The 15000-nt window shown below is 51.0% G+C and carries 13 protein-coding genes (1 of these 13 only partly in view); 9 read left to right on the top strand and 4 right to left on the bottom strand.

Features of this window, described 5'->3' with window-relative positions:
- From dnaA to gyrB, 6 genes are all read left to right on the top strand, one after another.
- On the top strand, nucleotides 1-1362 hold the full coding sequence (gene dnaA / locus NST37_RS00005) for a chromosomal replication initiator protein DnaA (RefSeq protein ID WP_003388867.1): 1362 nt from the start codon (nucleotides 1-3) through the stop codon (nucleotides 1360-1362).
- Nucleotides 1363-1569: 207 nt separating this feature from the next.
- Entirely contained in the window at nucleotides 1570-2709 is a 1140-nt protein-coding gene (gene dnaN / locus NST37_RS00010) for a DNA polymerase III subunit beta (protein ID WP_339186060.1), read from the top strand.
- A 26-nt stretch (nucleotides 2710-2735) separates the two neighbouring features.
- On the top strand, nucleotides 2736-2951 hold the full coding sequence (yaaA, locus tag NST37_RS00015; RefSeq protein WP_003388869.1) for a S4 domain-containing protein YaaA: 216 nt from the start codon (nucleotides 2736-2738) through the stop codon (nucleotides 2949-2951).
- A gap of 16 nt (nucleotides 2952-2967) precedes the next feature.
- Nucleotides 2968-4086, top strand: a complete 1119-nt coding sequence (recF, locus tag NST37_RS00020) for a DNA replication/repair protein RecF (protein WP_339186061.1) — start codon at nucleotides 2968-2970, stop codon at nucleotides 4084-4086.
- Nucleotides 4087-4097: 11 nt separating this feature from the next.
- Nucleotides 4098-4409: an extracellular matrix/biofilm biosynthesis regulator RemA family protein gene (locus NST37_RS00025; protein ID WP_003388871.1), complete on the top strand. Its 312-nt coding sequence runs from the start codon at nucleotides 4098-4100 to the stop codon at nucleotides 4407-4409.
- Nucleotides 4384-6312, top strand: a complete 1929-nt coding sequence (gyrB, locus tag NST37_RS00030) for a DNA topoisomerase (ATP-hydrolyzing) subunit B (RefSeq protein ID WP_003388872.1) — start codon at nucleotides 4384-4386, stop codon at nucleotides 6310-6312. The genes NST37_RS00025 and gyrB overlap by 26 nt, the downstream gene beginning before the upstream one ends.
- A gap of 81 nt (nucleotides 6313-6393) precedes the next feature.
- Here the strand turns inward: gyrB and arsC are convergent, their stop codons facing one another.
- From arsC to NST37_RS00050, 4 genes are all read right to left on the bottom strand, one after another.
- Nucleotides 6394-6819: an arsenate reductase (thioredoxin) gene (gene arsC, locus NST37_RS00035; RefSeq protein ID WP_003388873.1), complete on the bottom strand. Its 426-nt coding sequence runs from the start codon at nucleotides 6817-6819 to the stop codon at nucleotides 6394-6396.
- Nucleotides 6820-6859: 40 nt separating this feature from the next.
- The gene (locus NST37_RS00040; protein WP_024983201.1) at nucleotides 6860-8158 is read right to left on the bottom strand and encodes an arsenic transporter; all 1299 of its coding nucleotides are present in this window, start codon (nucleotides 8156-8158) and stop codon (nucleotides 6860-6862) included.
- Between the two features lie 18 nt (nucleotides 8159-8176).
- Nucleotides 8177-8500, bottom strand: coding sequence for a metalloregulator ArsR/SmtB family transcription factor (locus tag NST37_RS00045; RefSeq protein ID WP_024983200.1), 324 nt, complete (start codon nucleotides 8498-8500; stop codon nucleotides 8177-8179).
- A gap of 375 nt (nucleotides 8501-8875) precedes the next feature.
- Nucleotides 8876-9091, bottom strand: a complete 216-nt coding sequence (locus tag NST37_RS00050; RefSeq protein ID WP_231504274.1) for a hypothetical protein — start codon at nucleotides 9089-9091, stop codon at nucleotides 8876-8878.
- Between the two features lie 528 nt (nucleotides 9092-9619).
- Here NST37_RS00050 and abc-f point away from each other — a divergent pair.
- The 3 genes from abc-f to gyrA all read left to right on the top strand — a co-directional run.
- Nucleotides 9620-11254, top strand: coding sequence for an ABC-F type ribosomal protection protein (gene abc-f / locus NST37_RS00055; RefSeq protein ID WP_031932425.1), 1635 nt, complete (start codon nucleotides 9620-9622; stop codon nucleotides 11252-11254).
- Between the two features lie 96 nt (nucleotides 11255-11350).
- The gene (locus NST37_RS00060) at nucleotides 11351-12550 is read left to right on the top strand and encodes an MFS transporter (protein ID WP_327970381.1); all 1200 of its coding nucleotides are present in this window, start codon (nucleotides 11351-11353) and stop codon (nucleotides 12548-12550) included.
- Between the two features lie 98 nt (nucleotides 12551-12648).
- Nucleotides 12649-15000, top strand: the 5' portion of a protein-coding gene (gene gyrA, locus NST37_RS00065; protein WP_024983197.1) for a DNA gyrase subunit A. Its footprint extends 189 nt past the window's final position; the window shows 2352 of its 2541 coding nt (coding positions 1-2352); its start codon is at nucleotides 12649-12651; its stop codon lies off the right edge, out of view.

The raw sequence follows: 15000 nt of genomic DNA on the forward strand, positions 1-15000 counted from the left end.
TTGGATGCAGCGATTAGCGAGCTTTGGCGCAAAGTACTTGCCAAGATAGAAAAATCGCTCAGTAAACCAAGCTTCGATACCTGGCTGAAGGCGACCAAGGCGACCACATTGGAAGAGGATGCGCTGATTGTCGTCGCACCCAACGACTTTGCCCGCGATTGGCTGGAAACCCGTTACTCTCAATTGATCACTGATACACTCTATGAGGTAACAGGCGTCAATATGAAGGTAAAATTCGTAGCCATGCAAAATCCCGATGCCGCTTTCGCCGATGAACAGCCGGCTCCCCGCGTAAAGGTATCTGCACCTCCCAGCAATGGTGACGACCAGCCCCCGAGCATACTGAACCCGAAATACACCTTTGACACATTCGTGATCGGTTCAGGAAACCGCTTTGCACATGCGGCTTCTCTTGCTGTGGCGGAAGCGCCTGCGAAAGCGTACAATCCATTGTTTATTTACGGAGGAGTTGGACTCGGCAAGACCCACTTGATGCATGCGATCGGCCATTATGTGATTCAGCATAATCCCTCTGCGAAAGTCGTTTATTTGTCGTCTGAAAAGTTTACCAACGAATTTATCAACTCGATCCGGGACAACAAAACGGTAGAGTTTCGCAATAAATATCGAAGTGTAGACGTGCTTTTGATCGACGATATTCAATTTTTGGCGGGCAAGGAACAGACGCAGGAGGAGTTCTTCCATACCTTCAATGCGCTGCACGAGGAAAGCAAGCAAATCGTCATTTCCTCCGACCGTCCCCCCAAGGAGATTCCGACTCTGGAGGATCGCCTCCGCTCCCGGTTCGAGTGGGGCTTGATTACCGATATCCAGCCGCCTGATCTGGAGACGAGGATTGCCATTCTCAGAAAGAAGGCAAAAGCCGAAAACCTCGACATTCCCAATGAAGTGATGATTTACATCGCCAATCAAATCGACAGCAACATTCGCGAATTGGAAGGTGCACTCATCCGCGTAGTCGCCTATTCGTCCCTGATCAATCGCGATATCGATACACAATTGGCGGCGGAAGCGCTCAAAGACATCATTCCGTCTTCCCGTCCGCGAGTCATCACCATCATCGACATTCAACGTGCCGTCGGGGAAGAGTTCAATCTCAAGCTGGAAGATTTCAAGGCCAAAAAACGCACCAAGTCTGTGGCATTTCCGCGGCAGATCGCGATGTATTTGTCCCGCGAGCTGACGGACGCTTCCTTGCCGAAGATCGGCGACGAATTTGGCGGCCGCGACCATACGACCGTCATCCACGCCCATGAGAAAATCTCGCGGGCACTGGCGACCGATCCGCAGATGCAAGTAACGATTCAGTCTTTGATTGAAAAATTGAAAGCAAACCATTAACCTGTGAATAACACGAAAAGCCTATACACAACTTACCCACATGTGTATAGGCTATCTTTTACGTCGCTATTCATAGATATCCACAAATCCACAAGCCCTATTACTACTTCTGTTAAAAGATTTATCCTAATAGATATATGAATAGGCGCCGGCAAATATGCCTGAGGCTTATTACACAGATGGAACGAACAAGGGAGGTTCACGTTGATGCACATTACCGTTCAACGCGACAAACTGTCCAATGCCGTTTCGCACGTCAGCAAGGCGGTTTCCAGCAGAACGACTATTCCGATCTTGACAGGGATCAAAATGAAAGCGGATCAGGAGGGACTGACGCTGACTGCCAGCGACTCTGATGTATCCATCGAGGTTTTGATTCCGACCGAAGAAGCAGATGAGTGGGGAGTCACCGTTCATCAGCCAGGCAGCATTGTTCTGACAGCTCGTATTTTTAGTGAAATTGTCCGCAAGCTGCCAAACAGCGAGATTCAGATCCAGGTAGATGATAGACTCGTGACCCAGATTCGTTCCGGACAAGCTGAATTTACGATTAACGGCATGGATGCAAACGAGTTTCCGCAATTGCCGCAACTGGAAGAAGATAAAGTATTCAGCGTTCCCGGCGATTTGTTGAAATCGATGATCCGGCAAACGGTTTTTGCCGTGTCTACATCGGAAATGCGTCCGATCCTCACTGGCCTGATGTGGTCTTTGAATGGAGGACAGCTGAAATTTGTGGCAACGGACAGCCACCGACTCGCCAGCCGCACAGCTATGGTAGAATGTCCAGAGGAGCTTTCCTTTACCAATGTGGTCGTTCCGGGAAAAAGCTGCAACGAATTGGTAAAGATATTGGATGAGGACCAGAATCCTGTGGATATCGTTGTGTCGGACAACCAGATACTGGTAAAATCAAAGCATATCCTGTTTTACTCCCGTCTGCTGGAAGGGACCTATCCGGATACGGCCCGCATCATTCCGCAAAGCAGCAAGACGGAAGTTACCGTGAGCACAAAAGAATTCCTGCAGTCGATTGAACGCGCTTCCTTGCTCAGCCGCGAAGGAAAGTCCAACGTGGTTCGCCTCGTTACACTTCCTGACGGCAGCGTGGAAATTACGTCCAACGCTCCGGAAATCGGCAAGGTGACGGAGATCGTCATGCCAAAAGCGATGGATGGCGAAGAGCTGAAAATATCGTTCAATGCCAAGTACATGATCGATGCGCTTCGTTCTATCGACAGCAGCGAGATCAAAGCATGCTTTACCGGTCCGATGAGCCCGTTTGTCCTTCGCCCGACAGATCACGAATGGACGCTGCACCTCATCCTGCCGGTTCGAACCTACTAGCAGCCAAACAGAAAGGAGGCCTATCCATGCGTGAGGTTTCCATTCAGACTGAATACATTGCTCTTGGCCAGTTTCTCAAGCTGGCCGATCTCATTGATACCGGAGGAATGGCGAAAGCGTTTCTAGCAGAGGTTCCCATTCAGGTAAACGGCGAAGAAGAAAATCGTCGCGGCCGAAAGCTCTATCCCGGAGACGAAATTGACGTCGAGGGACACGGCCGCTACAAAGTGACTCGCCGCTGAGAGGAGAGCGCTATTCTTGTTTATCAAGAACCTTTCGCTTACCCATTTTCGCAATTACGGGCAGCTCTCTCTTTCGTTTGACAGTCCCATCCAGCTGTTTATCGGCAACAATGCGCAGGGCAAGACCAATGTACTGGAGTCTATCTACGTACTGGCTCTGGCCAAGTCGCACCGCACCCCCAGAGACAAGGAATTGATTGGCTGGGGAGCCAATTTTGCATCGATCCGTAGTGATGTCGAGCGTCGCTACGGATCGGTTCGCTTGGAACTGCAGTTGACGGGAAAGGGAAAGAGGGCCAAAATTAATGGGATGGAGCAGCAAAAGCTGAGTGCATACGTTGGAGCCCTGAATGTGGTCATGTTTGCTCCCGAGGATTTGGCGATCGTCAAGGGAGCGCCTGCCCAGCGACGCCGATTTATCGATATGGAAATCGGCCAGGTGTCTCCGACGTATCTGTATTATTTGAGCAATTACAACAAAGTATTGGCCCAGCGCAATCAACTGTTGAAGGACATGGCGATGAAAAAAAGCCGGTCGAAGGAGATGCTGGGGATTTGGAATATTCAATTGGCGGAATTAGCGGTAAAATTGTTGCGGAAGCGCTTTGAGTTTCTCCGCAAGCTGGAAGCGTGGGCCAAAGACATTCACAGCGGCATTACCGGCAAAAGAGAGATCCTCTCGCTGCACTACGTAAATTCTTCGCCAGTCACGGAGGAGCAAACTCCAGAACAGGCGGTGGATATGCTATTGGCAGCTTATGAAGAGGTCTTTGACCGGGAACTGGCGCGGGGAAGCACGATGATTGGCCCGCACCGGGACGATTTTACCTTGAAAGTAAACGACATGGATGTGCAAACATACGGCTCCCAAGGACAGCAGCGTACGAGTGCGCTGTCTATTAAATTGGCCGAAATCGAATTGATCAAGGAAGAAGTGGGAGAGTATCCGGTCCTCTTGCTGGACGATGTGCTCTCCGAATTGGATGAACATCGGCAAACCTTGCTGTTGGAAACCATTCAAGATCGGGTTCAGACGTTTGTAAGCACCACAGGTGTGGAAGGCTTAAAACATCAGGTTCTCCAGCAAGCCTCTCGTTTTTATGTGCGGGAAGGGGAAATCTCCGGGGAAAGGTAGAGGGAACAGGCATGTTTATACACATTGGTGGAGATACTGTTGTGAGCACCAAGGATGTCATCTCAATCTTGGATCATCAGACTGTAAAATCGTCTAAGAACAACAAGGCGTTTTTGCAAGAGAAAAAGAAGATGGTCGTTGACTCAGACCAAGAAGAGACGAAATCATACGTCATCACCACAGATGCCATTTATTGTTCGCCTATTTCTTCCCTGACGCTGAAGCGACGCGCTCAGTTCGTGGACAGCTTGGATCAGGTTTCCTTTGTACAAGCTGAAGTGGAGGAGTTGACTAGTAGTGGATCAAGTGACGACGAAAGATAATACAAACTATGATGCCAGTCAGATTCAGGTTTTGGAAGGCTTGGAAGCTGTTCGGAAGCGTCCGGGGATGTATATCGGCTCTACCAGCAGCCGCGGGCTGCACCACCTCGTATGGGAGATTGTGGACAACGCCATTGACGAGGCGCTTGCCGGGTATTGCGACAGCATTCTCGTCGAGATCCATCCTGATAATTCCGTCTCTGTAACGGATAACGGCCGCGGGATTCCTACGGGCATTCATGAGAAGACGGGGAAATCAACGGTAGAGACGGTTTTGACGGTTCTTCACGCCGGCGGTAAGTTCGGCGGCGGCGGGTACAAAGTATCCGGCGGTCTGCACGGTGTCGGCAGCTCCGTCGTGAACGCTCTTTCCGAGTGGATGGAAGTAGAGGTAAAGCAGAACGGCAAAATTCATTTCATGCGGTTCAATGTAGGGGTTCCCGAGGCCGATCTGGCCGTGGTCGGAGAGACCGAAGAGACCGGGACAAAGGTGACCTTCAAGGCCGACCCGACGATTTTTACCGAAACGACCGAATACGAGTACGAAGTGCTGCAAAAGCGGATTCGCGAGCTCGCCTTCCTGAACAAAGGACTGAAAATTACGCTGAAGGACCTGCGTCCGGAGCGGGAAAAAGAAGAAACGTTCCACTATGAGGGCGGCATTATCCAGTTTGTGGAGTACCTGAATAAAAACCGGGAACCTCTGCACGAGGAAGTGATTTACTGCGAGGGAGAGAAGGATGGCCTGGTGGTAGAGGTCGCCCTGCAGTACAACGACAGCTATGTCAGCAACATCTACTCCTTTGCCAACAATATCAATACGCATGAGGGCGGAACCCATGAATCCGGCTTCAAGACTGCGCTCACCCGCGTGATCAATGATTACAGCCGGAAGTTCAACTTCCTGAAGGAAAAAGATCCGAACCTGTCTGGCGACGACGTGCGCGAGGGGATTACCGCGATTATTTCGGTGAAAATTCCCGAGCCGCAGTTCGAGGGTCAGACGAAGACGAAGCTGGGCAACTCAGAGGCCCGCAGTATTACCGAGTCGGTCTTTGGCGATCGGTTCAGCACCTTCATGGAGGAGAACCCAGGCGTCGCCAAGAAGGTCGTGGAAAAGGCTCTGATGGCTGCGCGTGCGCGTGAAGCAGCACGGAAAGCACGCGAGCTGACCCGGCGCAAGAGCGCGCTGGAAGTGAGCGCATTGCCGGGTAAATTGGCCGACTGTTCGTCCAAGGATGCTTCCGAGTCCGAGCTGTTTATCGTTGAGGGTGACTCCGCGGGCGGCTCTGCCAAAATGGGGCGGGACCGTCATTTTCAGGCCATTCTGCCGCTGCGCGGTAAGGTTTTGAACGTAGAGAAAGCCCGTCTGGACAAAATTCTCGGAAACAATGAGATCCGGACGATCATCACTGCGCTCGGAACGGGTGTAGGTGAAGACTTTGACATTTCCAAAGCGCGCTATCACAAAGTGGTCATCATGACGGATGCCGACGTCGACGGTTCCCATATTCGGACACTGCTCTTGACGTTCTTCTACCGTTACATGCGGCAATTGATCGAGTCCGGCTATATTTACATCGCTCAGCCGCCGCTCTACAGCATCAAGCAGGGTAAACAAATTCACTATGCCTATACAGATCAACAGCGTGATGAAATCCTCGCTTCGCTGAAAACTACGCCTAAGCCAAACATTCAGCGCTACAAAGGATTGGGTGAGATGAACGCAGAGCAGCTGTGGGAAACAACCATGGACCCTGCAGTTCGCACCCTGCTGCAGGTAGACCTGGATGATGCGATGGAGGCCGATCTGGTGTTCCAGACGCTGATGGGCGACGAAGTAGAGCCGCGTCGCGAATTTATTGAACAGTATGCGGCGAATGTGCGGGATTTGGATATTTAGGAATACTTTCTCTCAAAACTGTCTGGAAGAGAATTAAGAAAAGCTTGTCCTCTCGGGGGCAAGCTTTTTGTTATGCTTTCGTTATTTGCCTTCCTTCAAAAACTGTTCAATCCGACTTTTAATAGAATCACGTACAACGCGGAAACGATTGATTATATCTTCTTCCGTGCCGCTGGCTTTAGCCGGATCATCAAAGCCCCAATGCCATTTTACTGCGCTATTGCCGGGAACCGCCGGGCAATGCTCATCGGCATGGCCGCAAAGCGTAATCACGTAGTCGGCGCGGGCAAGCGTATCGGGATCAATCACATCGGACGTATGCGAACGAATATCTACATTGTCTTCTTTCATTACACGTACCGCAAGCGGGTTTAGTCCATGGGCTTCCAGACCTGCGCTTTTTACCTCATAACGGTCTCCGCCAAGTGATCTCATAAAGCCTTCAGCCATTTGGCTGCGGCAAGAATTTCCCGTGCAAAGGAAGTAAATCAACGGTTTTTTCTGCATGACATCGCCATTCCTTTCATGGATGAAAAGTTGGTTTTCATTACGAAATGATCTGCAGCCATAGATACAAGCCCAGCAGTGTGATGAACAATGTGGGAATCGTCAAGACAATCCCGGTTTTGAAATACTGCCCCCAACTGATCGCAACTCCTTTCCGGGAAAGCACGTGGAGCCAGAGCAAAGTGGCGAGCGAACCGATCGGCGTAATCTTTGGACCGAGGTCGGAACCAATTACGTTTGCGTACACCAGTGCTTCCCGAATTATCCCGGATGTTTGCGTCCCCTGAATAGCGAGAGCATCGATCATGACAGTAGGCATGTTGTTCATGATCGAAGACAGGAAGGCAGATAAAAAGCCCATGCCGATTGTGGCAGCCAGGAGCCCTTGATCAGAGATTTTCTGGATGACATCGCTGAGCATGTCAGTCAATCCCGCATTACGCAACCCATACACGACGACATACATCCCGATTGAGAAAATGACAATCGACCAGGGAGCCTCTTTTATGATTCGTTTGGTGGCGATGACTTTACTTCTTCGTGAGATCAGGAGAAAGATCACGGCTGCAAGTCCTGCTGTAATCGATACGGGAACAGCCAGAAGCTCGTTCATCAAGTAACCAACGAGCAAAAGCGTTAAAATCACCCAGGATAGCCGGAACAGCCGTTTGTCTCTTATGGCTTCATGCGGCTTTTTCAGTTGTGACAAATCGTATTGTCGGGGAATATCTTTTTTGAAATACCAATACAAGACAAGCAAGCTGGCTCCAAGGGCAAAGAAATTCGGAATGATCATACGGGAAGCGTATTCGACAAAACCGATGTCAAAGTAGTCGGCAGATACAATGTTAACCAGGTTGCTGACGATCAGCGGCAGAGATGTCGTATCTGCGATAAAACCGCTAGCCATGACAAAGGGCAGGACCATCTTGTCAGGAAACTTCAATGCTCTGACTTGCGCCAGAACAATGGGGGTCAAAATGAGAGCAGCTCCGTCATTGGCAAAGAAAGCGGCTACTGCGGCTCCGAGCAACACGACATAGATGAACATGAGTCGCCCGTTCCCTTTTGCCAGACGGGCCATATGCAGAGCGGACCACTCAAAGAAGCCGATTTCATCCAGGAGCAGCGATATGAAAATAATGGCTACAAAGGCCAATGTGGCATTCCACACGATACCGGTGACGGCGACAACATCCGCAAAGCTGACAACGCCGCACAGCAAGGCCAGGAGGGCTCCTCCGGCAGCAGACCAGCCAATGTTAAGCCCCTTTGGCTGCCAAATTACAAAAATTAATGTCAAAGCAAAAATCAGAAAGGCACTCCAGATAGCGAACATGATTTAATTCAGTCCTTCCTATTCACAGGTAACCAATAACCCCTGCTGCTCCAACTTTGAAAATTCTTCGGAGTAATCAGGCAGGTTACCGAGTGCATGCGCTACTTGTTCCAGGCGTGCTTTATTGAGAGTGTAAAATACCCATTGGCCTTTTCTTGACTCGATGACAAGGTCCACACTTTTCAGGCGGCTCATGTGCTTGGAAATCGCTGGTTGGGATATGCCAAAGATCGGTACAAGCTCACATACGCAGCAGCTGCGAGTTTGCAATAAGGCAATAATTTTTAGCCTTGTAGGGTCTGCTAAAGCCTTTAACATGGCTACTACCTGTTTCGTGTCCATCATTCTCCTCCAATACCTCTTCTGATTCAGATACTAATATAATCATATGGTTATTTCAATATTTATTTGTTGTGTTCTTTGCAGGAAAATTGTTTGGCCAAGAGAAGCTGTTTTCTTTAGCTTGAGCAGTGTATTTCCTCTTTGACAGCAAAAATGTCATGATCCTACACCGTTTTTCTGCCTTACGACAATGTAAGCAATCTGAAAGACAATTCGATAGCGGCCCTTTCCCGTTCCCCTTACAATGAAGTCAGAAACGACAGCAAGAAAGGGGAGAACATTTTATGAAACGGGTTATTCATATGGTTCTCATAGCCATCCGATTAGTGGTAGACGCCAAATCTACGATTCAAAACAGCAGTCTCGAAGGAATCGTCAAGCTGTGATAACTGCTCGCATGAGGCGTAAGGAACGGCGCTCATTGTGGCCATTGCCAATCTGTTTGCTCTTCAGTCCAAAGTCGGATACGTACAAACCATGTTGAATTGCATCGCCATCTACATCGAGCATATTCGTGCAACCGGCCGAAAGCTGCTGGCGGATGGCCCGGTTTGCGATGGGGCCGATGGAATGGCTGTGGCGGCTCTTCACCTACGGGAGCGTCCCTGCTTTTGCAAAAAATAAGCAATAGATGCTTGTCTTTTCTTGTTTTGGGGAAAGATGTAAGCTATACTGATAAAGTAAGGTATTCATTACTGTGGTCAGAACCGGAGGGCAGTCCATTGAAAGTAGTTTTCGTTACGAATACAGCTCAACTGCATAGTAACGAAAACATATCGGGTGCTCTATAACCTTGCTTTTTGCCATGCTTGCAACGCGGCAGACAAACGCGATACGAAAGGTACCGATATGCCGGTGCCTTTTTTCTATTTCCAGTCATCTGGAGCGGGCTTCCGGCATGACGGGAGCGTTTGTATTGGAAAAAACGGAGCGCCGTATTGCGAGCGCTCTTTTTTATAGCTGCATGAAAGAGGCGAGCGCAAGCGGCGGCGTTCGTTTTTCCCAGAGGAGACGTCGGTATGTTTCGGCGTCTCTTTTTTGTTTGCCTGGTTCGGAAGAAAGTCTTGCTTTCCAACCAGGCAGGAACCAATCCAAAGGCAGCAAAGGAGGAATTTTTTTATGCTACTGCTGGAAGCGCGTCAGATTGAAAAAAGCTTTGGCGACAGAGTGATTTTTGAAGCAAAAAAACTGGAGGTATTCTACGGAGACAGGATCGGCATCGTCGGTCAAAACGGCGTCGGAAAAAGCACGTTGATGCATGTGCTTGCAGGGCTTACGCAGCCGGATGCAGGCCAAGTCAACTGGTACGGCTCGACCGCCTTGATTCAGCAGATCGATCAGGGGGAAGAAGCGGCGGAAACAACCGGGCACGCCAGACGCATGTGGGGCATCTCTCATATTCATTCGCAAATGAGCGGGGGCGAGACGGTTCGGCTAAAAATTGCCGCTGCATTGGAACAGCAAGCTCCGCTTCTTTTTGCGGATGAACCGACGAGCCATCTCGACATGACCGGGATTCGCCAGTTTGAGGAGTCCTTGCTCGCTTACGATGGAGCCGTAATCCTGATTTCGCACGACCGCGAATTGCTTGACACGATATGCACCCGCATTTGGGAAGTGGAAGACGGCAAGATAAGCGAGTACAAGGGGAATTACTCCGACTATCGCGAGCAGAAGGAAAAAAAGCGCGAACGGGAGTGGTTTGAGTACGAGGAATACCGCAAAGAAAAGGAGCGGCTGACTCAAGCGTTTACGGAGACAAAGCAACGGGCCAGCGAGATCAGAAAGGCTCCGAAGCGAATGGGAAACTCTGAGGCCCGCCTGCACAAAAGAAAAGCAAATGGCAAACGGGAAAAGGTGGAGAAAGCCGCTCTCGCCATGGAGAGCCGTCTGGCCAGGCTGGAAAAAAAGGAAAAGCCGAAGGAGCTGCCTAGCGTCAGATTTGATGTAAATCACTACGGAGAACAGCATGGACGAACGGTCATCCAGGTCGGGAAGGTTACCAGGCGTGTAGAAGGGAAAACGCTGTTTGAACAGCTTTCCTTCTCCGTCCGCCCCGGCCAAAAGGTAGCCATCATTGGGGGAAACGGCTGCGGAAAATCGACGCTCCTCTCCATGATATACAGCCAGGCGGACGGAATATCTGTATCTCCGAGCAGCAGAGTCGGGTACTTCAGCCAGAGCCTATCCATTCTTGATGAGAACAAGAGCATTTGGAATAACGTCAGGGAAAGCAGTCGCCACTCGGACACAACGATTCGCACGGCACTGGCCCGGATGTTGTTTACAAACGATGAAATTCACAAAACGGTATCGGTTTTAAGTGGTGGTGAACGAGTCAAGACCGCACTGGCGAAGGTTTTCCTCGGCGACTACAATGTTTTGCTGCTGGATGAGCCAACCAACTTTCTCGATATTCCTACGCAGGAAGAGCTGGAGCGGATCCTGCTGGAGTTTCCCGGAACGATCCTGTTCGCCTCCCACGACCGCAAATTCATCCAACGGCTAGCCGATGCTGTTCTCTGTCTTGACGAAGAAAAGCTCACACTTTTTTCCGGAACCTATCAAGAATATCTGGAACGGAAAAACAAGCCAAAACGAGGGCGGGAGGAAGAGCGGATGGTGTTGGAAACGAGACTGACCGATTTGATCGGCCGCCTGTCGTCGCCAAAGCTGGAACAAGCCGAGAAGGAGGAAATGGAGAGGGCTTACCGGGAAACTTTGAAACAATTGCGGGAGCTGGACCGTGAGTAAAGTTTGCATGTTGACATTAAAAAACTTTTAAAAGCATAATGTATAGGAAGTGTGCTTGTTACGTTTGTTTCAGCAATGCAGGAAGGGGAGAAAGTCATGACAGAAACAGAGTCCCTTTGGACGAGAAACTTTATACTCCTGGCGCTATCCAACTTTTTGTTGTTTATCGCCTTTCAAATGCTGATTCCCACCCTTCCGCTTTTTGTTACGGAGCGCGGCGGTGACCAGGTGGACGTCGGATTGGTGATCAGCATTTTTACCATTTCGGCGCTTCTGATCCGTCCCTTCGCTGGAAAAGCGCTCGATTCCATCGGAAGAATGCCCATACTCATAGTGGGACTGGCGATTTTTTTCCTGTCCGTCTCCGGCTATTACTGGATGACGACAGTAGCTCTTGTCCTCGTGGTCAGATTTATCCACGGCATCGGCTGGGGCATTGCTACGACGACCTATGGAACGATCGCATCCGACCTGATTCCGGCCCAGAGGCGGGGAGAAGGGATGGGGTACTTCGGGATGTTCGGCAATCTCGCCATGGCTCTGGGACCGATGTTTGGACTGTGGCTGGTTGAATCCAGCGGATACGGATGGTTGTTTGCCATCTCCGCGCTGCTTACGGTGGCTGCCCTGCTGATGTCCAAGTTTGTGAAGGTCAGTGAGCCTATCAAAGCTGAAAAACCCGCGGCTTCCGCACCTGCCCCTTCTGCGGTGAGCGGATTGGTAGAGAAAAAGGCCCTGTTCCCCTCTCTGCTAGCCCTGCTGTTTGGCGTTACCTACGGCGGTATCGTCAGCTTCATCACCTTGTTTGGCCAAGAGGTCCACATCGCCAATGTGGGGCTGTTTTTCCTGTTCAATGCCGTTTCCCTGATGCTGGTTCGCCCCTTTGCCGGGAAGCTGTTTGACCAAAAGGGACACGTCTGGGTGCTGATTCCCGGTGCATTGATCGCGGGCATCGGACTTGCAGTTCTTTCCTTCAGCACATCGGCTGTCGGGCTGGCGCTTGCAGCCGTTTTGTTCGGTGCCGGTTTCGGTGCTGTTCAGCCTTCGCTGCAGGCATGGACGATCAACAGAGTGGAGCCGGGCAGGCGCGGTGCAGCGAACGGGACTTTCTTTTCCGCCTTTGATCTCGGCATCGGGATGGGGGCGATGGTGCTGGGCGCGGTGGCGAAAACAACGGGCTTTGCCCACATGTATCGCTTCTCCACATTGTTCGTGATTCTCTTCTTGGTGATCTACTCTGTGTATGTATGGCGACGGGTGGAGAGCAAGGAGAAAGCCGACATTCATCCATCTTGAGAAACAGCCTGGTTGCGCTTTTTGCGAGACTTTGGACGAGGACCGTCCGAATATGGTATAATGACGTATTGCGATAACCAGTTGGAGGTTTACTCTTTATGGCTGAAGAAACAGCTCGGTTTCCTAAAGTTGACATTAGTCATGAGATGAAAGAATCGTTCATTAGCTACGCGATGAGTGTAATTGTGAGCCGTGCGTTGCCAGATGTTCGCGACGGGCTGAAGCCGGTTCACCGGCGTATTTTGTATGCCATGCACGACATGGGATTGACTCCGGACAAAGCGTTCCGAAAGTCGGCAAACGTCGTCGGTGAAGTAATGGCCAACTACCATCCTCACGGTGACAGCGCCATCTATGAAACAATGGTCCGGATGGCTCAGGATTTCAACATGCGCTACCTCTTGGTTGAGGGACAGGGCAACTTCGGTTCTGTGGACGGGGACCCTGCGGCTGCCATGCGTTATACCGAATCCCGCATGTCCAAGCTGGCGCTTGAATTGCTGCGAGATATCGATAAAGAAACAGTCAATTTCACTCCCAACTACGACGGGCGGAAAGAAGAGCCTGTCGTACTTCCATCCCGTTTTCCCAACCTGATGGTGAACGGCTCTGCAGGTATTGCCGTTGGGATGGCGACCAATATTCCACCGCATAACCTGGTAGAAGTCATCGATGGCGTTGTTGCCATGATCGACAACCCCGATATTACCCTGCAGGATCTGATGAAGATCATCAAAGGGCCTGACTTCCCTACAGCGGGTGAAATTTTGGGCTACAGCGGCATCCGCCGGGCTTATGAAACTGGCCGCGGTTCGATTATCATGCGTGCCAAAACCATGATTGAGGAAGAAAAAGGAAAGCCGCGCATCATCGTAACCGAGCTTCCTTACCAGGTGAATAAGGCAAGGCTCGTCGAGAAGATTGCCGAGCTCGTTCGCGAAAAGAAACTGGAGGGCATTACGGATCTGCGTGACGAGTCCGATCGCAAAGGTATGCGGATCGTGATCGAATTGCGCCGCGACGTGGTACCGAAGGTTGTCTTGAACAATCTGTTCAAGCATACGCAGATGCAGAGCACCTTCGGCGTGAACATGCTGGCTCTGGTCGACAATCGTCCCCGCGTTCTGAATTTGCGGGATATGCTGTACTACTATCTCCAGCATCAGCGGGAAATCATCCGTAGACGGACCGAGTACGATCTGAAGCAAGCGGAAGCGCGGGCCCATATTTTAGAGGGCTTGCGGATCGCGCTCGATCATATCGATGAGATCATCAGTCTGATTCGCTCTTCGCAAACGACCGAAGAAGCGCGTGACGGCTTGATGAACCGTTACGGTCTAAGCTACGAGCAGGCTCAAGCCATTCTGGACATGCGCCTGCAGCGCTTGACCGGGTTGGAGCGGGAAAAAATCGAGAACGAATACCAGGAGCTCCTGGCAAAAATCGCCGAGCTGCGCTCTATTCTCGCCGATGAAAACAAGATCTACGCGATTGTCCGCGAAGAGCTTGAGGAGATCAAAGAGAAGTTTGGCGACGAGCGCCGTACGGTCATTACCTTTGACGAGGAAAGCATCGAGGATGCCGACCTGATTCCGGAAGAGGATGTGGTGATCACGCTGACGCATGATGGGTACATCAAGCGTTTGCCGGTGACTACCTACCGTGCGCAGAAGCGGGGCGGTCGCGGTATCCAGGGAATCGGCACCAAGGATAACGACTTTGTCGAGCATCTGTATATCACGAATTCGCACGACCACATCATGTTCTTTACCAGCAAGGGCAAGGTGTACCGGTTGAAGGGCTACGAAATCCCGGATCTCAACCGTACAGCCAAAGGCACTCCGATCATCAACCTGATTCAGATCGAAAAAGGGGAGCGGGTCAGTGCGGTCATCCCGGTAAAAGAGTTCAGCGAAGACAGGTACCTGTTCTTCGGAACGAAGAAGGGGATTATCAAAAAGACCGAGCTGGCAGCTTATGCCAACATCCGAAGGGGCGGTCTGTTTGCCGTCAATCTTCGCGAGGATGACGAGCTGATCGCCGTGCGCCTCACAGACGGCAATCAGGAAATTATCATGGGTACCCGCAACGGGATGTCGGTCCGCTTCAAGGAAAGCGACGTACGGACGATGGGCCGCAGCGCCACCGGGGTAAAAGGGATTTCGCTTGATGATGACGATGACGTAATCGATATGGACGTTATCAAGCCGAATGCGGAAGTATTGATTGTCACGGCGAATGGCTACGGAAAGCGGACCCCGGTAGAAGAGTACCGGATTCAGTCTCGCGGCGGCAAGGGAATCAAGACGCACAATGTAACCGAGCGGAGCGGGCACGTCGTTGGCCTGAAAGTCGTCGAGCCGGAAGAGGATCTGATGATCATCACCACCTCGGGGATCATTATCCGCACGGAGATGAAGGGCATTTCTGTCATGGGCCGCTATACGCAA

The sequence above is a fragment of the Brevibacillus sp. FSL K6-6036 genome, assembly GCF_037964015.1.
Lineage (GTDB): Bacteria > Bacillota > Bacilli > Brevibacillales > Brevibacillaceae > Brevibacillus > Brevibacillus borstelensis.

Excerpts from the sequence above, each read along its gene's own strand:
- dnaN (WP_339186060.1), top strand. The coding sequence starts at position 1,570 with ATGCACATTACCGTTCAACGCGACAAACTGTCCAATGCCGTTTCGCAC.
- yaaA (WP_003388869.1), top strand. The coding sequence starts at position 2,736 with ATGCGTGAGGTTTCCATTCAGACTGAATACATTGCTCTTGGCCAGTTT.
- NST37_RS00025 (WP_003388871.1), top strand. The coding sequence starts at position 4,098 with ATGTTTATACACATTGGTGGAGATACTGTTGTGAGCACCAAGGATGTC.
- arsC (WP_003388873.1), bottom strand. The coding sequence starts at position 6,819 with ATGCAGAAAAAACCGTTGATTTACTTCCTTTGCACGGGAAATTCTTGC.
- NST37_RS00040 (WP_024983201.1), bottom strand. The coding sequence starts at position 8,158 with ATGTTCGCTATCTGGAGTGCCTTTCTGATTTTTGCTTTGACATTAATT.
- NST37_RS00045 (WP_024983200.1), bottom strand. The coding sequence starts at position 8,500 with ATGGACACGAAACAGGTAGTAGCCATGTTAAAGGCTTTAGCAGACCCT.
- abc-f (WP_031932425.1), top strand. The coding sequence starts at position 9,620 with ATGCTACTGCTGGAAGCGCGTCAGATTGAAAAAAGCTTTGGCGACAGA.
- NST37_RS00060 (WP_327970381.1), top strand. The coding sequence starts at position 11,351 with ATGACAGAAACAGAGTCCCTTTGGACGAGAAACTTTATACTCCTGGCG.